Origin of the sequence: Oerskovia flava, assembly GCF_026163685.1 — a bacterium.
GTDB lineage: Bacteria > Actinomycetota > Actinomycetes > Actinomycetales > Cellulomonadaceae > Oerskovia_A > Oerskovia_A flava.
Genome location: NZ_JAOXSR010000004.1, coordinates 106153 through 131225, shown reverse-complemented (window position 1 = coordinate 131225; position 25073 = coordinate 106153). Strand labels below are relative to the sequence as shown.

Here is a 25073-nt window from a genome sequence, read left to right as displayed (position 1 = left end):
TCAGTGTGCCGTCTCGAGCGACGGCACGCCGCCGGCGTCGTGGTCCGACCCGTCCAGCCGTGCCCGCAGGTCGGCCGCCAGGGCCGCCACCGATCGCCGTACCGCGGAGTCGGGCGCGACCTCGGCGAGCGCGCGGCCCTCCCGCAGCGCCGTGTCGCACGCGTCCCGGTCCTCGGGGACGGTGTGCAGCTCGTGCACCCCGGCGTACCGGGCCATGGCCTCGCGGACCGCGGCCTCGGGCCGCGGGCCGACCACCGAGGCGCGCACTCGGTTCGCGACCACCATGCGCAGGGCACCCGTCGCCGCGCCGGTGTCGGTGAGCTCACCGAGCCCGCGGACGAGCCGCTGCACGCCGACGGGGTCGGCGGAGCCCACGACGACGACCACGTCGGCGGCCGCGAGCGCACTGAGGGTCGCGGCGTTGCGCTGCGGCGCCCGGGTGTCGTAGGTGAGCATCTCGTCGGTCTCGAGCCCGAACCCGCAGTCGACCACGGTCCAGTCCGCGAGCTCGCGCGCGTGCTCCCAGACCACGTCGAGCGACGCGCCCGGGAGCTCGGGCCACCGGGCGGCGCGGGAGATCCCGGTGAGCAGGCGCATCCCCGGCACGGCGGACGGGGTGAGCGTCGCGAGCCCGTGCCGGTCGAGCGCACCCTGCCCGGCGCTGCGTGCCGCGGCCGCCAGCCCGGGCGACTCGTCGAGCAGGCCCAGGTGCTGCGCGACGGACGCACCGTAGGTGTCCGCGTCGACCAGCAGCACCTCGGCGGACGGTCCTCGCGGGGCGGCGTCGGGCACCTGGACGTCACCGGAGACCGGGGCGCCACGGCGCAGGAGACCCGGCAGCACACGCCGTCGCGCGGACGGAGGTCCTGCCAGCTCGGTAGCGAGGTTGATCGCGATCGTCGTCCGTCCGGGCGCACCCGTCGGGCCCCACACCGCGACGAGGCGACCCTGGCGCGGCGGCTCCGGGTCCGTCGGGGGCACCGAGCGCTCTTGGTCAGGCCCTGCGGGAGGTCGCGAGCCGTCCGGCGCGGTCGTGGCTGCCTCGTGCACGCCCGCGGTGAGCTCGTGGGGCGTCGGGCTCACGATGACGACGTCGACACCGAGCGCCCGGAGCCGGTCGTCCTGCCATCCGCTGCCGTCCGAGATCGCGACGACCCGCGCCCCGTGGTCGTGCAGGTGCGCGACCGCGTCCCGGTCCAGCGAGGGCAGGTCCGCGGAGACGACGGCCACCCGTCCCGCGCCCGCCGCGGCGGCGGCGAGGAGCTCGGTGAGGTCCGCGCAGCGACGGGTGACGAGGATCCCGGAGCCTGGTGCGCTCAGCGCGGTGACGACCTCGGACTCCCCCGCTCCCCGGACCGCGCAGAGGACCGCGACGAGACCGACCGGGACCTCGGCGGTCATGCGGCCCCCCCGCCCACCGGGACCACCGCGATGGTGCCGTCCGCCGCGAGCGCACCGAGCACGTCGGGCAGCTCCTCGGTCGGGACGAGGACGTGGATGGTGCTCGTGCCGCCCACGACGAGGTTGCCACCGCCCTCCGCGACCTGGACCACCGTCACGCCGCCGGTGAGCGGGCGCGGGTCGCCGACCTCCTGCTCGCGGGAGACGGCCGGGACGAACCACACGTCGACCTGCGACCCGGCGGAGATCCGGTCCGAGAGCGCGTTGCCCACCGGGATCGCCACGGCACGCGCGTCGAGGTCGGCGAGGTCGCCGAAGGCGCTGCGCGGGACGAGCTCGCCGTCCGCCACGACCCGCAGCGCCACCGCGTCGGAGGGCAAGGGCTCGTCGGCGAGCAGGTACTTGCCCGCCTCGTCGCCGAGCTGGACCTTGACGGTGCGGACCTGCGCCCCCGTGACGGGCTCGCCCGGGGTGAGGACGCCGTCGGCCACGTACACGTCGACCGTGGTGTCCGCCGAGGACACCGCCCACGAGCCGAGCGCGACCGACGCGGCGACGATGACGATCCCGACGAGGAGTCGCGGGTCGCGCCAGGTAGGTCGGCGCAGCCTGGTGGCGGCCGGCGCGGGCAGCCTGTCGGTGGTCGTGCTCATCGTGTGTCCGTTCGTCGTCGGGCGGTCGGGGACGGGTCGTCGGGCGCTGCGTGCACCATGATGTCGGTGCGGGCGGCGTGCTGGCGGCACCCTGTGGACAACCTGCCTGCCCCGGGGTGCCGTGTCAGACTTCTGCCATGGCCCCGCGATTCCTCACCCTCGCCGACGTGACCGAGGAGCTCAACATCTCCGCGGCGCAGGCGTACGCCCTGGTCCGCTCGGGCGAGCTCCCGGCGATCCAGGTGGGCGGTCGGGGGCAGTGGCGTGTCGAGGCCGCCGAGCTCGAGGGGTACATCCAGCGGATGTACGCGCAGACCCGCTCGCGGATCGACGCCGGCGAGTTCGAGGGCTGAGCGGGGCGCCGCCGCCTCGCTGACCCCTCGGACGCCCGCTCCCGCCGTCACCCGACCTCACCCGACGTCACGTCTCGCTCACGCTGAGCAGCGCGGCGAACGGCACGAGCCGTGTCGTACCCCGTCCGGGGCCGAGCGGTGCGGACGCACCGTAGGTGGAGGGACCCGGCGACCCGAGGTCGAGGTGGTCGCGCCCGACACGTGCGATCCGGCCCGTGAAGACCCCCGCCGCGGTACGGGCCTGCACGACCACCCGGTCGCGCATCAGGGCGCGCAGGACGTGGCCGAGTCCGGGGCCGTCGGGCCGCGGGGAGCTCCCGGGGAGAGCCTGGTGGCCTGGTCCGTCGACCGCCGCGACGGCGTGCAGCGGCACGAGGTGCTGGCGCCGGTGCTCGGCGACGAGCACCCAGGTTGCCGCGACGTCCCGCACCTGACCGTTCACCTGTGAGCCGTCGAGCAGGTGGACGCCCACCGTGCCGGCCGTCCGGAGACGATCGACGAGCGTGACCGTGGACAGCTCGGCCCGCGTGAGGTCCGCGACCTGCGCCGCGCGTTCCTCGGCGTGGGCAGCCGCGACCTGCGACTCGAGATCGTCGAAGAGCTCCTCCCAGCGCACGGCCACACCGTAGCGGGAGTGCCCCAGACGAACCCCTTCCGCGTCCACATGACGAGCAATCACTGGACACGACAAGGATCTTCCAGTTGGATGTAGAAACATCAAACGACATCAAACTGCATCAAAGATCGTCAGGCGATCGATGCGAGGGGGAAGCCATGACCGACCAGGACAGCGCACACGGGCGGCTGACGATGCAGGCAACGTCACGGCGCGGACACCTCGTGGCCCTCACCGGTCTCGGCACCGCGCTCGGCGTCGTGACGCTCCTCCTCGTGCTACGGACGGGCGGCCTCGTCTCCACCCTTCCCTCTCCCCGTCTCGAGGTGTACGTCGAGATCCTCGTCGTCGTGATCGGTGCGCTCGTCGCCGCATGGGTGAGCCTGACCGCGACGCTCGCTGCCGTCTGCGTGCTCGCCGAGAGGATCGGTACGCGCTGGCGCCTCGGGGAGACGATGGTGCGGCGACACGCCCCGGCGGCCGTCCGGCGCCTCGCCCGGCTGGGCGTCACGGCCACCGTCGGGGCTGGGCTCGTGCTCGGCGGCAGCACCGCCCACGCGAGCACTCCCCACGACCCCTCGCAGCAGGAGGGCCAGGTCGCCGTCGATCTCGGATGGGTCCCGACGGTCGAGGCCGTCCAGGCGGTCGCCGGGTCGGGCCCCGGGCCCACCGCGGCGAGCGTCCCCTCGCCGGAGCCCACGCCAGACCCCTCAGGCGAACCTTCGCCGAAGCCTTCGGGCGGCCCCGCGGCCGACACCACCGCGGAGCTGTCGGTGGACCGTACGGAGGACTCCTCGGACGACCGCTCGACGGAGACCGCCCCCGTGCCCACCGGAGACACCGCAGTCGATGGATCACGAGCGACCCCGGACCAGTCCACGACATCGATCCCCGAGGAGTCGGCGGCAGGCGCCCGCAGCACGAAGCGCGACCAGGTGACGCCCACCCCGGGTCAGCAGTCGACGACGGAACGGACCGCTGCCCCGGCCGACACGTCGACCCGCGGCACGGAGAGCCGGGGGGAGGTCGTGGTCCTGCGCGGCGACACGCTGTGGTCGATCGCCCGGGCGGCGCTCGAGCCCGCGGCCGAGGAGCACGAGGTCGCCGTCGAGGTGCGTCGCTGGTTCGAGGCGAACAGGGACGTCATCGGCGACGACCCCGACCTCATCCTTCCCGGCCAGATCCTCGCACCACCCCGCTGACGATCGTCGGCGCCCGGTCGCCGGCAGCCACCCGCTCTTCCCCCGCGCACCCGAAGGAGCACCGCCATGACCGTCACCACGCTGCCCGTCCCCGTCCGCACGAGCGTCACCCCCCGGGTGGAGGCACGCGCACGGCACCTGCACGCCACGGCGCGGCCGAGCGGCCGGCCGCTGACCCTCCACGACCCGGAGCGCGCCGTCACCCGGCGGGCCGTCGAGGACGAGCGCCCGGTGGGGGCACCCGCACAGCAGACGCCGCTACCCGACCCGACGGCATTGTGCTGCGCCGTCGTCCGTGCGGCGCTCGAGACGCTGCGCGCCGAGCGGCCCGTCGCGCAGCTCACCCGATGGGTCGCACCCGAGATCTACGACGCGCTCTCGCGACGCGCCCGCCTGACGCAGGCGGCACCGTCGCGCAAGCCCGCCACCCTGCCCGTGCAGATCCGGCGGGCACGCGTCGTGCGCATCGGCGAGACGGCGGCGGAGGCCACGGTCGTCGTCGAGGACGACGACCGTGTCCGCGCCGCGGCCGTGCGGCTCGAGGCCCGACGGGGAACCTGGCGCGTCGTCGCGCTCGAGATCGGCTGAGGCGCCGGACGGTCGCCCGGCGCCTCAGGTCGACCTCAGGTCACTCCTCGTTCTTGCCGTGGCAGACCTTGTACTTCTTGCCCGAGCCGCACGGGCACTGCGCGTTGCGAGGAGTCCCCGGGAACGTCCGCCCGTCGCCCTCGGCGGCGGTCGCCTCCCCGTGGAGCGCTCGCCGGGCGCGACGTCCGTCGCTCGAGACGACAGCGGCCCCGGTCCCGTCCTCGCTCGGCGCGGTGTACTGGAGCGGCACCTCGCGGTCCGGTCCGTCGAGCCCCTTCGCGATGAGCGTGGGCTCCGAGCGTGTGAAGGCCGACGGCGCCGCGGGCTCCGGGGTCTCGTCGACCTCGTCGTCCACGGGCGCGTCCTCGGTGGCCGCTTCCCCGGTCGGCGCGTCCTCGGTCGCGGCGTCCTGCGCCCGCGACGCAGCGACACCGGCAGCGCCGGCAGCCGCGACGACCGCACCGGCCGTGCCGCCCAGTCCCTGCGCCGCGGCGGACTGCGCCGCGGCGACGGCGTCGGTGGTGCTGATCGCAGGCCCCGAGGTCCCGGGCTCGGCGACCTTGACCTCAAGGTTGAACAGGAAGCCGACCGACTCCTCCTTGATGGCCTCGGTCATCGCCTGGAACAGCTGGAAGCCCTCGCGCTGGTACTCGACCAGCGGGTCGCGCTGGGCCATCGCGCGCAGGCCGATGCCCTCCTTGAGGTAGTCCATCTCGTAGAGGTGCTCGCGCCACTTGCGGTCCAGCACCGACAGCACGACCCTGCGCTCGAGCTGGCGCATGTTCGCCTCGCCCAGCGACTCCTCACGGTCCGTGTACGCGTGGCGCGCGTCCGAGAGGATCTCCTCCAGGACGATCTCGCGCGTCAGGCGCGCCTCGCCACCCGCCTGGTCGACGACCTCGTCGACCTCGATCGACACCGGGTACACGGCGCGCAGCGCCGTCCACAGACCCTCGAGGTCCCAGTCCTCGGCGTTCGGCTCCATCGTCGCGCCGTCCACGTAGGCCGTGACGACGTCGGTGAGGAAGTGCTGCACCTGCTCCTGCAGGTCCTCGCCCTGCAGGACGCGGCGGCGCTCGTCGTAGATGACCGTGCGCTGACGCGACAGGACATCGTCGTACTTGAGGACGTTCTTGCGGATCTCGAAGTTCCGCGACTCCACCTGACCCTGCGCGCTCGCGATGCCGCGCGTGACCATCTTCGACTCGAGCGGCACGTCGTCCGGGAAGCCGGCGCGCGTCATCATCGACTCCGCGAGCCCCGAGTTGAACAGCCGCATGAGATCGTCCTGCATCGACAGGTAGAAGCGAGACTCCCCCGGGTCACCCTGTCGGCCGGAGCGTCCACGCAGCTGGTTGTCGATTCGGCGCGACTCGTGCCGCTCCGTGCCCAGCACGTAGAGGCCGCCCAGCTGGGCCACCTCGTCGTGCTCGGCGGCGACCGCCGCCTTCGCCTTCTCCAGGGCGTCCGGCCACGCGGCCTCGTACTCCTCGGCGTTCTCCGCGGCGTCCAGTCCCCGTGCGGCCAGGTCCGCGACCGCCATGAACTCGGCGTTCCCGCCGAGCATGATGTCCGTACCGCGGCCGGCCATGTTCGTCGCGACGGTCACGGCGCCCTTACGCCCAGCCTGCGCGACGATCGCGGCCTCGCGCTCGTGCTGCTTGGCGTTGAGGACCTCGTGCGGGACGCCCTGCTTCTTCAGCTTCGCCGACAGCAGCTCGGACTTCTCGACGCTCGTCGTGCCGACGAGGACGGGCTGGCCCTCGGCGTGCCGCTCGACGATGTCGGCGACCACGGCGTCGAACTTGCCGTCCTCGTTCTTGTAGACGAGGTCCGCCTGGTCGATGCGCTGCATGGTGCGGTTCGTCGGGATCGGCACCACACCGAGCTTGTAGGTGCCCTGGAACTCCGCGGCCTCGGTATCGGCCGTACCGGTCATCCCGGCCAGCTTGTCGTAGAGGCGGAAGTAGTTCTGCAGCGTGATCGTGGCGAGCGTCTGGTTCTCCGCCTTGATCTGGACGTTCTCCTTCGCCTCGATGGCCTGGTGCATGCCCTCGTTGTACCGGCGACCCGCGAGGATCCGCCCGGTGTGCTCGTCGACGATCATGACCTCGCCCTTGAGCACGACGTAGTCCTTGTCGCGGCGGAAGAGCTCCTTGGCCTTGATGGCGTTGTTGAGGAAGCCGATCAGCGGCGTGTTGAGGGACTCGTAGAGATTGTCGATGCCGAGGTAGTCCTCGACCTTCGCGATCCCGGGCTCGAGCACACCGATCGTGCGCTTCTTCTCGTCGACCTCGTAGTCGGTGTCGCGGTTCAGCCGGCGCACGACCTTCGCGAACTCGCCGTACCAGCGGTTCGTGTCGCCGGACGCGGGGCCGGAGATGATGAGCGGGGTGCGGGCCTCGTCGATGAGGATCGAGTCGACCTCGTCCACGATCGCGAAATGGTGGCCGCGCTGGACGAGGTCGTCCGTCGACCACGCCATGTTGTCGCGCAGGTAGTCGAAGCCGAACTCGTTGTTCGTGCCGTAGGTGATGTCGGCGGCGTACTGCTCGCGACGCTGCGCCGGTGTCTGTCCGGAGAGGATCACCCCGGTCGACATACCGAGGAACCGGAAGACGCGGCCCATGAGGTCGCTCTGATACTTGGCGAGGTAGTCGTTGACGGTGACGACGTGCACACCCTTGCCCGTCAGTCCGTTGAGGTACGCCGCGGTCGTCGCGACGAGCGTCTTGCCTTCACCGGTCTTCATCTCGGCGATGTTGCCGAGGTGCAGGGCCGCTCCGCCCATGATCTGCACGTCGAAGTGCCGCTGGCCGAGCGTGCGACGCGCGGCCTCACGGACCGTCGCGAAGGCCTCGGGCAGCAGCTCGTCGAGCGAGGCGCCCTGGTCCAGGCGCTCCTTGAAGCGGTCCGTCTCCTCGCGGAGCTCCTCGTCCGTCAGGTCCTGGAAGCTGGGTTCGAGCTTGTTGACCTGGTCCGCCATACCGGACAGCTTCTTGAGGATCCGGCCCTCGCCGAAACGCAGGACCTTGTCGAGGATCGCAGGCACGCAGTTCTCCCGTATCGATCGCGCCCCGAGCCGGGTGGCCGCAGGGCGAATGCGAGGCGACCGCCTGTCGGGCAGTCGGTTGGATCACACCACAGACCATCGTAGGCGGTCGGGCGGGTACCGACCGGCCACGGCGTTCCGCTGTCCGACGAACTGACCCGCGCTACCCGTCCCGCGCGATCTCGGCGGCGAGCTCCGGCGCGAGATCACCGACCGGTCGCACGTCGACCGACGACAACCCGAGCCAGGACGCCATGGTGAGGAGCTCGTTCGCGAGCGCCCACGCGGTGGTGCTCGTCGCGCGCTGCTCGCGGTGGGCCGACTGGACACGCAGGACGCCGGCCCGCCGGTCGGCCTTGAGGTCCAGCCGGGCGGTGAGGTTCTCGCCCTCGAGGAACGGGAGCACGTAGTAGCCGTGCACGCGCCGGGCCGCCGGGACGTAGATCTCGATGCGATAGTGCACGCCGAACAGTTGCTCGAGCCGGGCGCGCTCGAACACGAGCGGGTCGAACGGGTTGAGGAGCGTGATCGCGCTCGCTCGTCGCGGGACGGCGGCGGCGGTGTGGCGGTAGGTCGGAGCGTCCCAGCCACGGACCTGCACGGGCGCGAGGGTCCCCGCCTCGACGAGCTCACCGAGCGCCGTGCGCACCGCCGGGCCCGTGAGGCGGAAGTAGTCCTTGAAGCACCGCAGGGTGCCGACGCCGTGCGCCCGTGCCCCGATCTCGACGAGTGCACGCACCGCGTCCGCGTCGCTCACGGCGGGCATCGCCAGCACGTGCGGCGGCAGGACCCGCTCCGTGAGGTCGTAGCAGCGCTCGAACGCCGCGTTGCGCCGCGCCGAGGCGATCTCGCCCGTGAAGAACAGCAACTCGAGCGCGCGCTTCGCGACCGTCCAGCTCCAGCCCCACCCATCGCGTTCGTGGGGCTGGGCGGTGCCGTCAGCGACGAAGAGGTCGTGCACCTCGCTGGCGGTCACGGGTCCCTGCTCGGTGACGACCGCGCGGACACGCTCCACCACCTCGGGGTGCGTGCGCGCGACACCGCTGATCGACTCCCAGGCGTCGGTGCGGTAGCGGCGACGCCGCCACTCGAGGAGCGGGTACGTCTCCGGCGGGACGAACGAGGCCACGTGGGCCCAGGTCTCGACCAGGCGGCGGGGCGCACGGCCTGCCGCGCGGTCGAGCAGCGCGGTGTCGTACGGGCCGATCCGGGAGTACACGGGGAGCAGGTGCGCCCGGGCGAGGACGTTGACCGAGTCGATCTGCAGCAGCCCGAGCCGGTCGATCACTCCCTGGACGTGCCGCATCGAGCGAGCAGGTCCGCCGACTGCGCGCGGACGGTGCAGGCCCTGGGCGGCGAGGGCGACGCGACGTGCTTGCGCGAGCGACATGGTGTCCACCCGAACATGCTGCCGGGTGCCACCGACATCGTCGATGGCACCCGGCTCAGTGCTCAGTGCTGGTGCTCAGTGCTGGTGACCGGCTGTGTCCGTGCAGTCGCAGGACGTGTCGAGCGCGATGACTCCGTAGCTCCACCCGCGGCGGCGGTAGGCGACCGAGGGACGGGACGTCTCGACGTCGACGAAGAGGAAGAAGTCGTGACCGACCATCTCCATCTCGTACAACGCGTCGTCGACGGTCATCGGCTCTGCCGTGTGGAGCTTCTGCCGGATGACCACCGGCGAGTCGCCCAGGGTGGTCTCCACCGTCTCGCCCGGCTCCGCGGGCGGCTTCGGCGGCTCCGGCGGCGGGGCGTGGTCCGCGGGGTCGAACGGTCGGACGTCGACCGGCGGCACGACCGTGTTGCTGCGGTGGTCCTTGCGCCGGTCGCGAGTGCGGCGCAGCCGTTCCTGAAGCTTGTTCATCGCAAGGTCGAGCGCACCGAACCGGTCGTCGGCTGCGGCTTCGGCGCGGATCACGGGTCCCTTGGCGCGGACGGTCAGCTCGACGCGCTCACGGACGCCGGAGAGCCTGGGGTTGTTCTCGTGGGTGACCTCGACATCGATCCTCTGGGTGGTCGGTGCGAGCTGCTCGACCTTCGCGAGCTTGTCCTCCGCGTGCTGGCGGAAGCGGTCAGCCACTTCCGTGTGCCTGCCGACGACGACGATCTCCATGTGAGCCTCCACGGTGTGGTTCGCGGGGACGGACCGACGTCGGTCTGGCCCCGTTCGGGCGGTGGTCGGGCATCCCCTGCGGGGCGCCGTTGGACTACCACCTCCCCTGCCGGGACGTGGCCCGGTGGACTCGTGCCGTACGGCGTCGTCCGCACTGTTCGCGGACCACCCGACGACTGGGACCCCAAGGTTAACCCCCCGCAGGCGGTGTCGGCAGCACCAACCCACGATGAGCACCCGGGGTGCCGCCGAACCCGGCCGGAGGCGGCGTCGCGGCGAGCACGAATGCGCCCAGGACCGAGGCGCCGTGCTCGCGCAGGACCGTCTCGCACGCCGCCAACGTCGCCCCGGTCGTCAGCACGTCGTCGACGACGACACAGCTCGTCCCCCGGACGAGCAGCCGGCGCACCGCCCGTTCACGGGACGTCACCGCACCCTCCAGACGTCCACCACGGGCCCGTGAACCGAGCCCGACCTGGTCCCGGGTGCGTCGCCGCTGGGTCAGCACGGACGCCACCGAGAGGTCGACGGGCGCACCCACGTCGACCCCTTCTGGCGGGTCGGCGGAGGCAACGCCGGCGCCGAAGGCCCGGGCGAGGTCGAGGACCGGGTCGCGTCCACGGGCCCGCCGCGCAGCACCGGTCGACGGCGCGGGCACGACGACGAGCCGCGCCGGGGCCTCCGGGCCGGAGAGCAGGCGAGCAGCGGTGACCAGGCGCGCTCCGAGCACGGCTCCGGCGCGACGGACGCTCTCGTGGAGCGCGCGGTCGAGGTCGGCGCGCCCCCGGTCCTTCCAGGCCACGACGAGCTCGCGGACGGGCCCGACGTACGGCGTCACCGCCCACACGGGCAGCGGAGCGGACCCGTCGACCCGGTCGAGCCGCGGCGCCGCGCCCTCGCACCTCCGCGGCGCCGTGGTGAGGGCCGCGGCGCACCCCTCGCACAGCGGGACGTCGAGCAGCCCGCACCCCGCGCACTCGACGGGAAGCACGAGCCGGGACAGCGCATCCGCAGCGGTGCGAGCCGCCCGCCGGAGGCCGGGCGACCTCGGGCGCCCCGGTGCGGTGGGAGGGTCGGGGCGGCCGGTGCCGGCGGGGTGGTCCACCCGACGATCATCGGCGACCGTGCCCGGGTCGTGCTCACGTCCTCCACAGGCACGGCCCGTCCGCGCGTCGGACGTCCCCGGCGGCCGCGCGGCGTCAGCCCGGGTAGGCGGGCAGCGAGACTTCGTCGGTGTCGAGCGCGAGCCGGGTCCACAGCACCGACGACGGCGGACGCCCGTAGAGCTCACCCCCGGCGGTCCCGAGCAGCAGCGAGCTCTCGCCCTGGCCTGCCGCAAGCTCGAGGGCGCCGTCGACCGCGGACAGCGTCCGGCTCTGCCCGCCGACCGGCACGGCCTGGACGGTCGGCACGGAGTCCGCAGCGGTACGGCCCAGCACTCCGAGGAGGTTCTCCTCGATCCAGACGAGGTCGGTCGCCTCCGCGATCTGCGCGCCGACACCGACGGGTTCGGTGAGCCGGACCGGCACGTCCGCCTCGCCGCGCACCACGCCCGAGACCTGGAGGGCGAGGCCTGACGAGCCGGAGCTGATGACCGCCACCCGCGCGCCGTCGTGCGCCACGCGCAGCCCGACGACCGTCCGGTCCTCCAGCCACGGCGCCTCGATCTCGACGACGGCGCCCCCGGGCAGCGCCACCAGCAACCCCGCACCGCTCGGACCCGACCACACCCCGCCGAAGCGGTCGATCGACGGGGCCACGAGATCCGTCCCTGTCATGAGGGTCTGCGCGTCCGTGGTCGGGGTGCCCACCTGCACGAGACGGTCGCTCCCGTCGAGGACGACCACCGGGTCGAGCTCCGTGCCGACGGCCAGCGCGGTGGGGTCGAGCCCGTCGAGCGGCGAGACCTCCGCGACCTCGGCGAGCGACCGGTTCTCCACCCGCATCACGGTGCCGTCGGCGACGACCACGGCGGGGCCGGAGCCAGTGGCCTTGCGCGGGATCGGGACGTCGTCGGCCGTCGTCAGGGGCGAGCCGTCGTCGAGGAGCTGGACCGCGCGCACGCGCTCGACCGCGATCGCCTCGACGAGGGTCTCCTCGAGCTGGGCCTCCAGCAGGGCGCGGTCCTCGCGGGACGCCTCGGCGATCTGGGAGGTGAGGTCGACGGCGGCGACCCCGTCGTCGTCGATCGTCACGGACTGGATGGACAACGCCGTTCCGTCGGGCACGACGCTCGTCACCGCTCCCTGGAGCCACTCCGGCGGGCCGGCGAGGACCTCCCGCACCGCGTACGTCTGCCAGTTGCGCCCGGGGAACCAGCGCTCGTCCGGTACCCAGAACGCGCGGTCGGGGCTGGGGAAGTAGAGCCGGGTCGACCGGAAGGCGTTGTCGAAGTTCGGGACCGAGAGCAGCAGCCCACCGGGCGTCGCGTCGATGCGCCACTCCCCGTCGGCGCCCTGGGCGAGGCCGAAGCTCACCGCCGTCTGCGTGCCGGGGGACGCCTCGACGTACTGCCCGCGTCCGTCGACGGTGGCGACGACCGACGCCGTCCCGCTGACGGTGGCCCTGCCCTGCTCCAGCTCATCGGCGTCGAGCGTCAGCACCGGGTCCGCGTCGACGACCACGACCTGCGAGAGGGGGTCCCACTCGTCCTGGACCGTCGGCACGAGGTACTCGCGGGCCGCAGTGAACTCCGCGGTCGACGTCGGCCCGGCGGCCTGGTTGTCCAGGAACCCCCGCACGATCTCCTCGGGGGTCTCCCCGCCGCGCGGCGGGATGGGGCTCAGGCCCACCGGACGCGACGGCGGCACCTCGGCGCTGCCCTCGATCACCGGCCCGGAGGTCGGGAGCGTCGCGCAGCCCGCGAGCGCCGCGGCAGCGACGAGCAGGGCGGCGAACCGACGGCGGTGCGTGGTCCTCATGTCACCTCCAGCCCGGGGCGGGTGGCGCCGGGCTCCTCGGTCGGGCTCACCACGGGCCCGCCGGCCAGGTCCGGCAGCGCGCTCGGCCCGGACCGGTCCCGTTCGGCCGGCGCGAGCGTGGTCACGGTCCACGGCTCCCCCATCCCGCGCTCCGTCGTCGGCTCGGGGACGAGCGGGACGGGCGACGAGGAGAGCTGGATGCCGGCCCGGCGCGGAAGGGTGAGGCGGAAGCTCGCGCCCTGGCCGGGACGCCCCCACGCTTCGAGCCAGCCGCCGTGCAGGTGGGCGTCCTCGAGCGAGATCGCGAGCCCGAGCCCGGTGCCGCCCGACGTGCGGGCCCGCGCCGGGTCGGCGCGCCAGAAGCGGTCGAACACGTGCTCGACCTCGTCGGTCGACATCCCCACGCCGTGGTCGCGCACGACCACGGCGACCGCGTGCCGGTCACCGGCCACCGTCACCTCGACCGGGCGGTCCTCCGCGTGCTCGATCGCGTTGACGACCAGGTTGCGGATGATGCGCTCGACGCGGCGTGGGTCGACGTCGGCGGTGACCGGGTCGTCGCCCAGGTGCACCGACAGCCATACCTCCTTGCGCTCGGCGAGCGGGGCAGCATGGTCGACGGCGGCGCTCACCACGTCGCGCACGTCCCGTCGTTCGGCGTCGAGCACGGCTGCACCCGCGTCGAAGCGGCTGATCTCGAGCAGGTCGGCGAGGAGGTCCTCGAACCGGTCGAGCTGGGTCTGCAGCAGCTCCGCGGACCGGCGGGAGGCAGGGTCGAAGTCCGCGCTCGAGGCGTGCAGGACCTCGCTGGCCATCCGGATCGTGGTCAACGGGGTGCGCAGCTCGTGCGACACGTCCGACACGAAGCGGCGCTGCATGCTGGAGAGCGCCTCCATCCGGCCGATCTGCTCCTGCAGACCTGCGGCCATCTCGTTGAAGGAGCGGGCGAGCGTGGCCATCTCGTCGCGGCCGCGGACCGGCATGCGCTCCTCGAGACGTCCGTCCGCGAGCCGCTCGGCGACGAGCGCCGCACGGCGCACGGGGTGCACGGCCTGCCTCGTCACGAGCCACGTGATGACGCCGACGAGCGCGACGAGGAAAGCAGCGCCGACCAGCAGGATGTTCTGCAGGAAGGTGAGCGTCTCCTGCTCGGGCGCGAGGTCGTAGAGGAAGTAGAGCTCGAACGTCCCCGCGACGGGCACCTGCACGGTCGACCCGACGACGACGCCGGGCAGGATGCCGGGATCCTCCGCGTCGACGTCGACGGGGATCGCGACGGACTGCATCACCTGCCCGTCGGTCTCGGCGGTGGCGGTCCGCATCTGCTGGGTGATGAGCGGGGCGAGCTCGGGGCTCGTGCTGGCGTCGATCACGAGCGACGGCTGGTCGCCGGGCAGTCGCCACAAGAACACCTCGCGCGAGACCGAACCGCGACCGCGCGACGACTCCACGACGTCGTACACCAGGCCCTGCACCTCGGCGCGGTTCGTCGCGGTCGACGACCGGAGCTGGGCGCGAACGTCCTCGGCGGTGCGTGCGCTCTCGACGTCGATCTGCTCGAGACGCTGCTCGAACAACCCGTCCCGGATCGACTCCGAGATGTACGCCCCGAGCGCGGCGACGGTGAGCAGGCCGATGGCGAGCGCGGACGTGATGACTCGCAGCTGCATCGAGGAGCGCCACCGACGCACCGCGCCGCGCAGCAGGGCGCGCGGCCCTCGCCGCAGCCGACGGCCCAGCAGCCGCATCCGGCGGCGGGCGCCGCGGTCGCGCCCGGCCGGCCTGCTCATCGGTGCCCGCTCATGGATGCCTGCCCGTCAGGTGCGTCACCCGCGTGCCGCGCCCGCCTTGTACCCGACACCCCGGACGGTCTGCACGATCTCGGGGCTCTCAGGGTCGTGCTCGATCTTGGAGCGCAGCCGCTGGACGTGGACGTTGACGAGCCGGGTGTCGGCCGCGTGCCGGTAGCCCCAGACCTTCTCGAGCAGGACCTCCCGGGTGAAGACCTGCCACGGCTTGCGGGCGAGGGCCACCAGGAGATCGAACTCCAGCGGGGTCAGGGCGATCTGCGCACCGTCACGCGTGACCCGGTGCCCGGTCACGTCGATCTCGACGTCGCCGATCGTCAGGTGCTCGGGCGCCGGCTCGTCGGTGCGGCGCAGGCGCGCACGGATGCGCGCGACCAGCTCCTTGGGCTTGAACGGCTTGGAGATGTAGTCGTCCGCGCCCGACTCGAGGCCGACGACCACGTCCACGGTGTCGCTCTTGGCCGTGAGCATGATGACCGGCACCCCGGACTCCGCACGGATCAACCGGCACACCTCGGTGCCGTCCTTGCCCGGCAGCATGAGGTCGAGCAGGACCAGGTCGGGTTGGGTGCTCCGGAACGTCTCGAGCGCGAGGTCGCCGTCGGCGCAGAAGACCGGCTCGAAGCCTTCGGAGCGCAGCACGATGCCGATCATCTCGGCGAGAGCGGTGTCGTCGTCGACCACAAGGACGCGTACCTTCATGCAGTCATGATGCCATCCGGCGACGACCCCACCCCGCCGGGCTCGCCCGGGGACGCACGACGACGCGCGGGACGAGCGCCGGGGGGCCCGCGCGCCGTCGTCCTGCAGGGTCGGCGCCCCGTACTAGGCTGGTGCGACCGGCAGCCGGGTCGCTCGGCAGACGCGCAACACGCCGGACCGAGATCGCTGCACGCACGAACGAACGAGGGCTACAGATCTGATGACGACGCCTGACGACGCCGGATCGCGGCCCGACGAGCCGCGCTACGGTCGCAAGCTGCCGCAGGACCCGCCCGTGACGGACGGGGCGGACGCTGCCGGCCAGCAGCCACCGACCGGCGCCCAGCCACCCGCTGCGCCCGCCGGCTGGGGGGCGCCGCAGTACGGCCAGCCCGGCTACGGCCAGGCACCGCAGTACGGTCAGGCACCCCAGTACGGCCAGCCCGGCTACGGCCAGGCACCGCAGTACGGCCAGGCGCCTCAGTACGGCCAGCAGCAGTACGGCCAGCAGCAGTACGGCCAGCAGCAGTACGGCCAGCCTGGCTACGGCGCCGGCGCCCCCCTGGGCGGCGGCCCTCCCTACGCGGCTGCGAGCAAGCCCGGCATCGTCCCGCTGCGCCCGCTCACGCTCGGCGAGATCTACGACGGCGCGTTCGGGGCGATCCGCTCGAACCCACGGGTGATGCTGGGGCTGAGCGCGGTCGTCATCGCCGCCGCGACGGTCGTCGGGATCGCTCTCGGCTGGCTGCTCTCGGGTATCGCCGCTCCGTACCTCGTCGAGCTCGACGAGGCCCTGGCCATGGCCGGTGAGCTGAACACCGCCACCACGCTCCTGGTCACCGCCCTCACCACCAGCGTGACGCTCGGTCTCGCGATCCCGATCGTCAACGGCCTCCTCATGGTGTCGGTCAGCCAGTCGGTGATCGGTCGACGGATCAGCCCGAGCGACGTGTGGACCCAGGTCCGCTCCAAGGTGTGGCCGCTCATCGGGTTCTCGCTGCTGACGACGCTGCTCGTCTTCGTGGCGCTGGGCGCCTACGTCGGCCTCGTCGTGCTCGCAGCGACGGCTGACGGCGGGCTGGCCGTCCTCGTCGGGATCCTCGGGTTCTTCGCTCTCATCGCCGGAGTTTTCTGGTTCTACACGCGCATCCTGCTGATCCCGCCGGCACTGGTCCTCGAGGGACAAGGGCTGTTGGCGGCCGTCCGTCGAGGCTGGCGCCTGACCCGCGGCACGTTCTGGCGCCTGCTCGGCATCTACCTGCTGACGTCCCTGCTGCTCGCGGTGATCAGCGGCCTGGTGAGCGTCCCCTTCGAGTTCGTGTCCATGTTCATGGTGTCCGTGACGACGTCCGAGGTCGCCTACCTCGCGCTCATGGCGCTGAGCCAGATCGTCACCGGCGTCATCACGACCGTCTTCCTCGGCGGCGTGGTCGCGCTGCTCTACATCGACGTGCGCATGCGCCGAGAGGGTCTCGACGTCGAGCTGGCCGCCGCGGCGAGCGAGCAGCCCACCCCGTGAGCCCCACGCTCCTCGCGTCCCTCGGGACGTCGGCCCCTGCGCTGCGCGGTGAGGTACCGGTCGACCCGGACGCCTCGACCGCCCGGCGGTGGCTGCTCGAGGAGCTCGCGCTGCCGGAGTACTCCACCGGCCCGTCGCTTCTCGAGCGGTTCCTGAAATGGCTCGGGGACCTGTTCGACGGCGCACCCAGCCTGGACATGGACCCCCTGACCGCCGCGGTGGTCATCGTCGTCGCGCTCCTCGTCGTCGGCGCGATCGCCTACTACGTCGCGGGGCCGGTACGTCTGTCGCGTCGGACCCGTATCGCAGGCGCTGTCTTCGAGGACGACGAGCGGGACGCCGCCGAGCTGCGAGCGGCCGCCGACGCCGCGGCCGCGGCGGGCGACTGGGCGACGGCCGTCGTCGAGCGGTTCCGCGCCGTCGTCCGGTCCCTCGAGGAGCGTGTCGTGCTGGAACCGCAGCCCGGGCGGACCGCGCACGAGGCGGCGGCGTCGGCCGCCCAGCGGATCCCCGGCCTGACGGCCGAGCTGGAGCAGGGCGCTCGCCTCTTCGACGACGTGCTGTACGGCAAGGTCACCGTCGGCCCCGACGCCGACCAGGTCCTGCGGCACCTGGACTCCCGTGCGCTCGCCGCACGCCCCGAGCCCGCCGCGACGGGTCTCGCGGGAGCCGGCCGATGAGCGTACCCGCACCGCCCACCGCACCGTCGGCGGGCACCGCGCTCGGCTCCGGCCTCGGGCCGGGAGCCGGCGGTCGGGTGGTCTCCACGGTCCACGAACCGGTGACCGGCGACGGGACGACGTTCGCGTCCCGGTCCCGGTCGCGGTGGCGCTCTGCCCGCTGGCCTCTTGTCGTCCTCCTGTCGATCGTCGTCGTCGCGGTGCTGGCAGCCCTCTCGCGCCCGCCCGTCTCGAGCATCCCCCTCGCCCCTGACAACCCGTCCCCCCAGGGCGCGCAGGCGCTGGCCCGTGTCCTCGAGGACCAGGGGGTGCGCGTCGACCACGTCCAACGCGTGTCCGCAGCGGTCTCGAAGGCAGGGCCCGGGACGACGCTCCTCGTCACGTCGGACGTCGAGCTGCTGCCGGAGCAGGTCGACGTCCTCGTCGCGACCGGCGCCGACCTCGTGCTCGTGGCGCCCGACCAGTACACGCTCGACTCGGCGACCGGCGGCGCAGCAGACGTCGCGTACTCGTGGGGCGGTGGGGACGCCGTGCGTCCAGCAGGCTGCACCGACGTGGACGCGGTCGCGGCGGAGGGCATCCGCAGCAGCGGATCCGGCTTCGTCGCAGACTCCCCGGACGCGATGGTCTGCTTCCCGCACCCCGACGAGCCGGGGTCGGGTGCCTACCTCGTCGTCCAGGACGGAGACCGTCGCGTCGTCGCCCTCGACGACTCCCGGACGCTCGCGAACCAGACCATCGGCCAGGACGGGCACGCAGCGCTCGCCCTGCGCGCTCTTGGCCACCACGAGGACCTCGTGTGGCTCGTCCCCGACTACCGGGACTTCTCGACCGGCGCCGACGGCGTCGGCACCGGCATCGCGGCGCTGCTCCCTCCGTGGGTCGGTGTGGTGGGCCTCCAGCTGCTCGTCGTGACGATCGCCGTCGCGCTGTGGCGAGGCCGCCGTCTCGGGCCGCTCGTCACCGAGGACCTGCCGGTCGTCGTCCGCGCCTCGGAGACCACCCGCGGACGCGGCCGGCTGTACCGGCGTGCCCGGTCCCGGGGCCACGCGGCCGCCGGCCTGCGGGCCGCGTGCGCGGACCGGGTCGCCGGGCGGCTCGGCATCCCCCGATCCGCCGCGGCACCGGCCCTGGTCGACGCCGTGGTCCGCGCCACCGGCCGCCCTGCGGACCAGGTCGCCCACCTGCTGTACGGTCCACCACCAGCCGACGACGCGGCACTGCTCGAGCTCGCGCGTCACCTCGACCAGATGGAGAGCGAGGTCTACCACCCGTGACGCAGCACCCCGAAGGCCCCACGCCCGTGCCGCAGCCGGCAGCCGACCGGTTCGCCCCGCGCGACCACGACGCGGCACCCGCCCCGCACCAGGGCGTCCCGGCACCCGAGCGGCCGGCACCGGGCGCCCCGCCCGTGCCGCAACCCACGGCACCGCAGCCCGCAGGCCAGCAGCCCGCCGACGCGCCGCCCGCACCGTCGCCCGAGCTGCGCCACGCCCTGGCGGCGGTCCGGACCGAGGTCGGCAAGGCCGTCGTCGGGCAGGACGCCGCCGTGACGAGCCTGCTCATCGCGCTGCTGTGCAAGGGGCACGTCCTGCTGGAGGGTGTGCCGGGTGTCGCGAAGACGCTCCTGGTGCGCACCCTCGCCGCGGCGCTCGACCTGGACACCAAGCGCGTCCAGTTCACCCCCGACCTCATGCCCGGCGACGTGACGGGCTCGCTCGTGTACGACGCCCGCACGGCCGAGTTCTCGTTCCGCGAGGGCCCGGTGTTCACGAACCTCCTGCTCGCGGACGAGATCAACCGCACACCGCCCAAGACGCAGGCGTCCCTCCTCGAGGCCATGGAGGAGCGCCAGGTCTCCGTCGACGGCACACCCCGGATGCTGCCCGACCCGTTCCTCGTCATCGCGACGCAGAACCCCGTCGAGTACGAGGGCACCTATCCCCTGCCCGAGGCGCAGCTCGACCGGTTCCTGCTCAAGCTCGTCCTCCCCCTGCCCGAGCGCGAGCAGGAGATCGAGGTCCTCGCCCGGCATGCGGCCGGGTTCAACCCGCGCGACCTCGCCGCCGCGGGCGTGCGGCCCGTCGCCGCACGCGAGGTGCTCGACCAGGCCCGCGCCGAGGTGGCGCGCGTCCAGGTGGCGCGCGAGGTGCTCGGGTACGCGGTCGACGTCTGCCGCGCGACGCGCCACTCGCCGTCCCTGTCCCTCGGCGTCTCGCCGCGAGGCGCGACCGCGCTGCTGGCGACCGCACGGGCCTGGGCGTGGCTGTCCGGGCGCTCGTACGTCACGCCGGACGACGTCAAGGCCCTCGCCCACCCGACGCTGCGTCACCGGGTACAGCTGCGGCCCGAGGCCGAGCTCGAGGGTGTCACCGCCGAGAGCGTGCTCGACACGGTGCTCGCCTCCGTGCCCGTCCCCCGCTGAGCGAGGGGCTGACCGCATGGTGGTGACCTGGCGCACGGCGGCGCTCACGGCCCTGGGGCTCGTCCCGGTGCTCGTCGTGCCGACGCCCGGGACCGTGCTGCTGTGGACCCTCGTCGTCGTCGCGCTCTGCGGGATCGACGTCGCCCTCGCTGCCTCCCCACGGCAGGTGGCCGTCGAGCGGCGGGTTCCCGGGTCGGTGCGGCTGAGCGAACGCACGACCTCGCAGCTCGTCCTGACCAACGTCGCGCGCCGGCGCCTGCGCGGCCTGGTGCGGGACGCCTGGCCGCCGTCCGCGGGCGCCGACGCGAACCGGTACGAGATCGACCTGCCCCCGGGCGAGGCGACCCGGCTGACGACACGGCTCGTCCCGACGCGCCGCGGCGACAGGGTCGCCGACCGCGTGACCATCCGCTCGTTCGGGCCGCTGCGGCTCGCGGCACGCCAGGTCTCGCTGCAGGTGCCCGGGCGGCTGCGCGTGCTCCCGGAGTTCGCCTCGCGGCGCCACCTGCCCAGCCGGCTGGCCCGGCTGCGGGAGATGGACGGCCGGGCCGCCGTGCAGGTGCGCGGCGAGGGCACCGAGTTCGACTCCCTGCGCGAGTACGTCATCGGTGACGACGTGCGCTCCATCGATTGGCGGGCGTCGGCGCGACGCGCGGACATGGTGGTGCGGACGTGGCGTCCCGAGCGGGACCGACGGGTCCTCATCGTCATCGACACCGCGCGCACCTCGGCGGCCCGGCTCGGCGACGAGCCGCGGCTCGACGCGAGCATCGAGGCCGCGCTGCTGCTCGCTGCGCTGGCGGGCAGGGCCGGCGACCGGGTCGAGCTCATCGCCTACGACCGCACCGTGCGAGCCCGCGTCGCCGGAGCCGCCGGACCGCGGCTGATGCCCGCGATGGCGGACGCGCTCGCACCGCTGACCCCCACCCTGCTCGAGACGGACTGGCCAGGCCTCGTGGGCGCCGTCCACGAGCGCCTCTCGCAGCGTGCGCTGGTCGTGCTGCTGTCGACGCTGGACCCGGCAGCCGTCGAGTCGGGGCTCCTGCCCGTCGTCGGGCAGCTCACGCAGTCGCACCAGGTGGTCCTCGCCGCGGCGCACGACCCCCAGGTCGCCGACCTGCTCGCCGCGCGAGACAGCGCGCACGAGGTCTACGACGCCGCGGCCGCCGCCCGCACCGAGCTCGAACGGACCGCCGTGACGACGGTGCTGCGCCAGCGCGGAGCCGAGGTGGTCGACGCCCTGCCCGAGGACCTCGCGCCCCGGCTGGCGGACACGTACCTCGCGCTCAAGGCCGCCGGCAGGCTGTGACCGACCAGCGGCCGCTGGCTCAGACCGGCGATCTGTCCTGACCTGGCCCGCTGGTCTGACAGGATGGACGACCGACGTCGCACCACCTGGAGGCATGACCTGTGAGCTGGCCACCGACCCGTCCCGGCGACCGCGAGCGCCGCAACCGGCGCATCGCGATCATCGTCATCTGCGCCCTCGCCGCGACGTTCGTCATCCCGGTCCTCGGCCTGCTGCTCTTCTCCTGAGCGCACGGGACTGAGCATGGACCGGGAGGACCTGGGTCGCGCTCTGCTGGCGCGCCAGCACCTGCTCACCCCGCACGACGGCGGCGTCCTGGAGACGACCGACCACCTGGTGGGCCTGCAGTCGCAGGTGCCGACCAGCCCGTACGTGGGCCTGTGGACGCGGCTGTCGGCGTTCGACCCGGACGACCTCGGCGACCGGTTGCTCGACCGCAGCCTCGTACGGGTCGCCACCGTGCGCAGCACCGTGCACCTGGTGACGGCCGACGACGCGTTCACCTTCCACGCGCTCATGCGCGAGCACAACCTGCGGTTCCTGCGGTCGCGCAACACGCACGGGATCGCCCTGGCGGGCGTCGACCTGCCGGATCTGGAGCGCGTCGCCGAGGAGCTCCTCACCGCGTCTGCGTTGACCTCCGTCGAGCTGGGGCGACGCCTCGCCGAGACCTGGGACGACGTCGACCCCACGCACCTCGCGTACGGCGCACGCTGTCTGCTCCCCCTCGTGCAGGTGCCCCCGCGGGGTCTGTGGGATGCGAACGGTGCCGGCACGCGGACGACGTGGACGACGGCGGACGCCTGGTCCGGTCGTGCGCGGTTCCTCCTCGAGGACCCTGCCGAGATGCTCGCGGCCCGGGCCCGGATGCTGCGGCGGTACCTCGCGGCGTTCGGCCCGGCGACGGTGGCTGACGCGCAGCGCTGGTCCGGCCTGACCGGCCTGCAGGCGGCGGCACGCCTCCTGGCGGACGAGGTCGTGACGTTCGCGGGTCCCGTAGGCACCACGCTGCTCGACCTGCCGGACGCACCGCGGCCCGGGCGGGAGGCCGCTGCGCCGCTGCGCCTGGTCGGCGACTTCGACAACCTGATCATCGGGCACGCCGACCGGACCCGCGTCATCTCCGACGAGCGCCGACGGCGTGTGTTCTCGGTGAACGGCCAGGTGGCCGCGACGGTGCTCGTAGACGGCCAGGTCGTGGCCCGCTGGGCGGTGCGTCGCGCGGGCCGGCGACCGGATGCGACGGCGCACCTCGAGGTCGAGCCGCTGGGCTTCACGTTCACGGCAGGGCAGCGTGCCGAGCTGGAGGAACGCGGCCACGAGCTCCTCGCGTTCGTCGCGCCACAGGCCCCCACGCACACCATCACCCTCTCCACCCCCTGACCCACCTCCACCCAGAACGCCGAACAGGCGATCTCTCGGCAGGATCGTGATCCTGTGCCGAGAGATCGCCTGTTCGACGACGCGGGGTGACGCCGGGGCGGCGCCGGGTGTCAGGCTCCGATGGCCTTGTTGTTCACGCGGATGAACCTGGGGTTCGACTGCCAGATCTGTCGGACCTGGATCGTCTTCCCCGGGCGAGGGGCGTCGACCTGCTTGTTGCCCCCGAGGTAGATCGAGACGTGACCCGGGGTCCAGATGAGGTCGCCCGGCTTCGCCTTCGACTTGGACACCTTGGTGCCGACGCTGCCCTGAGCGGACGACGTCCTCGGCAACGTCTTCACACCGGCCTTCTTGTAGACGTAGGAGGTGAAGCCGGAGCAGTCGAAGCCGCTCGGAGTCGTGCCGCCGTACCGGTACGGGGTGCCGACGTGCTTGAGCGCTTCCTTGACGACGGGTGAGCCGGCCGACTTCACGGTGAGCCAGCTCGCCTTCCAGGAGCCCGCGACCGACGACGAGCCCGACCGGTAGACCACGGAGACCTTGCGCTTGCCTGCGCTGAGGTTCGGGAAGCGCGCGGTGGCGACCCCGTTCTTCAGTGCGACGGTGCGCACGACCTTGTTGTCGATCTTGAAGAGAATCTTGCCGGTCGCGGCCTTGCCGCCGACCTTCACCGCTGCCCGGAGGCTCGCGGGCGCCTGGCCGACGGTCTGCGTGGTGCGCGAGTACTTCACCGAGAGTGTGGACGGCTGCTTCCAGGTTGTGGCCGTCATGCTCGGCACGGCCGATGTGGCGGCCGGGCCGACAGGAGTGGCACTGGCGGGTGCCGTCGTCACGACGGTGCTGGCGCCGGTGATCAGAGTCGCGGCGAGCAGGGACGACAGGAGGACTCGGGTCCGGCGGCGAGCGCTGCGCGCGGGGGCGTCGGGCTCAGGGCAGAGTCCACCCTGGGACGGGGTGTGGTTCATCTGAAGTTTCTCCGGACGCCTGCGAGGTGAGCTGTCGGGTTCGGGCGGGAGGTGGCCCGGTCGACGTGAGTCGACTTCACCCCGAGGACGACGTGTGGTGCACGTCGCCCGAAAAGTGGTTCCCCCGTCACTGCCTGAGGTCATGGATCCTTCGTCGGCGGCAGTGCTCGGCGGTCCGACGCAGGAGCGGCCCCGCACGGGGACGCTTCCTCACGGTAAGCGCCATCCCCTGTAGATCACAATTGCGTAACGCATGTTCGCCACAGGATCTTGTGAAGGTGTTCTACGTGTCGGATATGACTCCTATGTCATCACAGACCGCTCAAACCCGCACGAACCTGCAGCCGTCTCACCCCGCGACCGGTGCCACGTCCCCGGTGTGGTCGGATGACAGGTCGCCGGTCTCGCCGGCCGCCACGGCGCGTCGGCCGAGCAGGATCGTATAGGTCCAGAAGCCCGCCAGGGTGATCGCGCCGATGATGATCTTCAGCCACCAGGCCATCCCCGAGCCGGTGACGAAGCCCTCGACGAGCCCCGAGACCGCGAGCACGAGGACGAGCCCGATCGCGACGGTGAACAGCGCACGCGCCTCCTCGGCGACCGCACGGCCTCGAGGTCGTGGACCCGGGTCGACGACGGTCCAGAAGATCCGCAGCCCGGCGGCTCCCGCCACGAAGATCGCCGTGAGCTCGAGCAGGCCGTGCGGTGCGATGAGGGTGAGGAAGACGTCGAGGCGGTCGTAGGCCGCCATCATGCCGCCGGTCGCGCCGATCATGGCGGCGTTCTGGAAGAGCACGTACACGGGCCAGATCCCCGTGATGCCCAGCCCCACGCACTGCGCGGCGATCCAGGCGTTGTTCGTCCACACGACCGTGGCGAACTGCACCCCGGGGTCGTAGTAGGCCTCGAAGGCCTCCTCGACGTACGCCTCCCGCTGCGACGGCGGACCCATCGCCGCCAGGCCCTCCGGCGTCGTCGCCACCCACACGCCCGCCACGACCGCGATGACGAGGAACGCGAAGGTCACCCCGTGCGTCCACCACCGGATGCGGTACAGCGCGGCGGGCAGCGACACGGTGAGGAAGCGCACCACGTCTCGCCAGGCCGGCTCGTGCGCGCCGGCGATACGCGTGCGGGCACGACCGAGGACGTCGGACAGCCGGGTGATGAGCACCGGGTCCGGTGCGACGGACCGCACCGTGGACAGGTGCGTCGCGACGGCCTGGTACAGCCGGACGAGCTCGTCCGCCTCGGCGCCGTCGAGCGAGCGCTGCTTCGTGAGCACCTCGAGGCGGTCCCACTGCTCGCGGTGCACGTCGGTGAAGGCATCGAGGTCCACGCCCGCTACCCTGCCATATACCGGCGCGAGACCGGCATCTCCCC

General features: G+C 73.0%; 22 protein-coding genes and 1 riboswitch. Of the genes, 10 read left to right on the top strand and 12 right to left on the bottom strand.

Annotation, left to right across the window (positions count from 1 at the left end):
* A complete protein-coding gene (locus OHL10_RS08960) occupies nucleotides 1-1401 on the bottom strand; it encodes a CpaE/TadZ family protein (protein WP_265521854.1) in 1401 nt (466 codons plus the stop codon).
* On the bottom strand, nucleotides 1398-2054 hold the full coding sequence (locus tag OHL10_RS08955) for a hypothetical protein (RefSeq protein ID WP_265521853.1): 657 nt from the start codon (nucleotides 2052-2054) through the stop codon (nucleotides 1398-1400). Before OHL10_RS08955 ends, OHL10_RS08960 begins: the two co-directional genes overlap by 4 nt.
* 137 nt (nucleotides 2055-2191) lie before the next feature.
* Here OHL10_RS08955 and OHL10_RS08950 point away from each other — a divergent pair, with 137 nt between their 5' ends.
* Complete coding sequence (locus OHL10_RS08950) at nucleotides 2192-2407, top strand: helix-turn-helix domain-containing protein (protein WP_265521852.1); 216 nt, start codon at nucleotides 2192-2194, stop codon at nucleotides 2405-2407.
* A gap of 67 nt (nucleotides 2408-2474) precedes the next feature.
* Here the strand turns inward: OHL10_RS08950 and OHL10_RS08945 are convergent, their stop codons facing one another.
* Nucleotides 2475-3023, bottom strand: a complete 549-nt coding sequence (locus tag OHL10_RS08945) for a hypothetical protein (protein WP_265521851.1) — start codon at nucleotides 3021-3023, stop codon at nucleotides 2475-2477.
* 158 nt (nucleotides 3024-3181) lie between these two features.
* Here OHL10_RS08945 and OHL10_RS08940 point away from each other — a divergent pair, with 158 nt between their 5' ends.
* Nucleotides 3182-4225: a LysM peptidoglycan-binding domain-containing protein gene (locus OHL10_RS08940; RefSeq protein ID WP_265521998.1), complete on the top strand. Its 1044-nt coding sequence runs from the start codon at nucleotides 3182-3184 to the stop codon at nucleotides 4223-4225.
* A gap of 66 nt (nucleotides 4226-4291) precedes the next feature.
* Nucleotides 4292-4813, top strand: a complete 522-nt coding sequence (locus OHL10_RS08935) for an Rv3235 family protein (protein ID WP_265521850.1) — start codon at nucleotides 4292-4294, stop codon at nucleotides 4811-4813.
* A gap of 40 nt (nucleotides 4814-4853) precedes the next feature.
* On the opposite strand, the gene secA is transcribed toward OHL10_RS08935, so the two are convergent.
* The 7 genes from secA to mtrA all read right to left on the bottom strand — a co-directional run bounded on the left by secA (nucleotide 4854) and on the right by mtrA (nucleotide 15409).
* On the bottom strand, nucleotides 4854-7865 hold the full coding sequence (gene secA / locus OHL10_RS08930) for a preprotein translocase subunit SecA (RefSeq protein ID WP_265521849.1): 3012 nt from the start codon (nucleotides 7863-7865) through the stop codon (nucleotides 4854-4856).
* 163 nt (nucleotides 7866-8028) lie between these two features.
* Nucleotides 8029-9255, bottom strand: a complete 1227-nt coding sequence (locus tag OHL10_RS08925; protein ID WP_265521987.1) for a winged helix-turn-helix domain-containing protein — start codon at nucleotides 9253-9255, stop codon at nucleotides 8029-8031.
* Between the two features lie 75 nt (nucleotides 9256-9330).
* Nucleotides 9331-9978, bottom strand: a complete 648-nt coding sequence (gene hpf, locus OHL10_RS08920; protein WP_265521848.1) for a ribosome hibernation-promoting factor, HPF/YfiA family — start codon at nucleotides 9976-9978, stop codon at nucleotides 9331-9333.
* Nucleotides 9979-10168: 190 nt separating this feature from the next.
* On the bottom strand, nucleotides 10169-11083 hold the full coding sequence (locus OHL10_RS08915; protein WP_265521847.1) for a ComF family protein: 915 nt from the start codon (nucleotides 11081-11083) through the stop codon (nucleotides 10169-10171).
* Nucleotides 11084-11177: 94 nt separating this feature from the next.
* Complete coding sequence (locus OHL10_RS08910; protein ID WP_265521846.1) at nucleotides 11178-12899, bottom strand: LpqB family beta-propeller domain-containing protein; 1722 nt, start codon at nucleotides 12897-12899, stop codon at nucleotides 11178-11180.
* A complete protein-coding gene (mtrB, locus tag OHL10_RS08905) occupies nucleotides 12896-14689 on the bottom strand; it encodes an MtrAB system histidine kinase MtrB (protein ID WP_322645538.1) in 1794 nt (597 codons plus the stop codon). Before mtrB ends, OHL10_RS08910 begins: the two co-directional genes overlap by 4 nt.
* A gap of 36 nt (nucleotides 14690-14725) precedes the next feature.
* Nucleotides 14726-15409 (bottom strand): MtrAB system response regulator MtrA, encoded by a 684-nt coding sequence (mtrA, locus tag OHL10_RS08900; protein WP_265521845.1) that lies wholly within the window; start codon nucleotides 15407-15409, stop codon nucleotides 14726-14728.
* 220 nt (nucleotides 15410-15629) lie between these two features.
* On the opposite strand from mtrA, the gene OHL10_RS08895 reads away from it, so the two are divergent.
* From OHL10_RS08895 to OHL10_RS08865, 7 genes are all read left to right on the top strand, one after another.
* Complete coding sequence (locus tag OHL10_RS08895) at nucleotides 15630-16928, top strand: DUF7847 domain-containing protein (RefSeq protein WP_265521844.1); 1299 nt, start codon at nucleotides 15630-15632, stop codon at nucleotides 16926-16928.
* Nucleotides 16925-17608 carry a DUF4129 domain-containing protein gene (locus tag OHL10_RS08890; RefSeq protein ID WP_265521843.1) on the top strand — a complete coding sequence of 228 codons (684 nt, stop codon included), beginning with the start codon at nucleotides 16925-16927 and terminating at the stop codon, nucleotides 17606-17608. The genes OHL10_RS08895 and OHL10_RS08890 overlap by 4 nt, the downstream gene beginning before the upstream one ends.
* On the top strand, nucleotides 17605-18885 hold the full coding sequence (locus OHL10_RS08885) for a DUF4350 domain-containing protein (RefSeq protein ID WP_265521842.1): 1281 nt from the start codon (nucleotides 17605-17607) through the stop codon (nucleotides 18883-18885). The genes OHL10_RS08890 and OHL10_RS08885 overlap by 4 nt, the downstream gene beginning before the upstream one ends.
* Nucleotides 18882-20033 (top strand): AAA family ATPase, encoded by a 1152-nt coding sequence (locus tag OHL10_RS08880; protein WP_425498981.1) that lies wholly within the window; start codon nucleotides 18882-18884, stop codon nucleotides 20031-20033. The genes OHL10_RS08885 and OHL10_RS08880 overlap by 4 nt, the downstream gene beginning before the upstream one ends.
* Before the next feature lie 16 nt (nucleotides 20034-20049).
* Nucleotides 20050-21342 (top strand): DUF58 domain-containing protein, encoded by a 1293-nt coding sequence (locus OHL10_RS08875; RefSeq protein ID WP_265521841.1) that lies wholly within the window; start codon nucleotides 20050-20052, stop codon nucleotides 21340-21342.
* Nucleotides 21343-21443: 101 nt separating this feature from the next.
* A complete protein-coding gene (locus OHL10_RS08870) occupies nucleotides 21444-21569 on the top strand; it encodes a hypothetical protein (protein ID WP_265521840.1) in 126 nt (41 codons plus the stop codon).
* A gap of 16 nt (nucleotides 21570-21585) precedes the next feature.
* Nucleotides 21586-22725, top strand: a complete 1140-nt coding sequence (locus tag OHL10_RS08865; protein ID WP_265521839.1) for a winged helix DNA-binding domain-containing protein — start codon at nucleotides 21586-21588, stop codon at nucleotides 22723-22725.
* Nucleotides 22726-22835: 110 nt separating this feature from the next.
* Here OHL10_RS08865 and OHL10_RS08860 read toward each other — a convergent pair whose 3' ends face one another.
* Both OHL10_RS08860 and OHL10_RS08855 read right to left on the bottom strand, forming a co-directional pair.
* The gene (locus OHL10_RS08860; protein ID WP_265521838.1) at nucleotides 22836-23495 is read right to left on the bottom strand and encodes a C40 family peptidase; all 660 of its coding nucleotides are present in this window, start codon (nucleotides 23493-23495) and stop codon (nucleotides 22836-22838) included.
* Nucleotides 23496-23692: 197 nt separating this feature from the next.
* A riboswitch (cyclic di-AMP (ydaO/yuaA leader) is annotated at nucleotides 23693-23860 on the bottom strand.
* A gap of 179 nt (nucleotides 23861-24039) precedes the next feature.
* The gene (locus OHL10_RS08855) at nucleotides 24040-25029 is read right to left on the bottom strand and encodes a stage II sporulation protein M (RefSeq protein ID WP_265521837.1); all 990 of its coding nucleotides are present in this window, start codon (nucleotides 25027-25029) and stop codon (nucleotides 24040-24042) included.
* Nucleotides 25030-25073 lie beyond the last annotated feature (44 nt).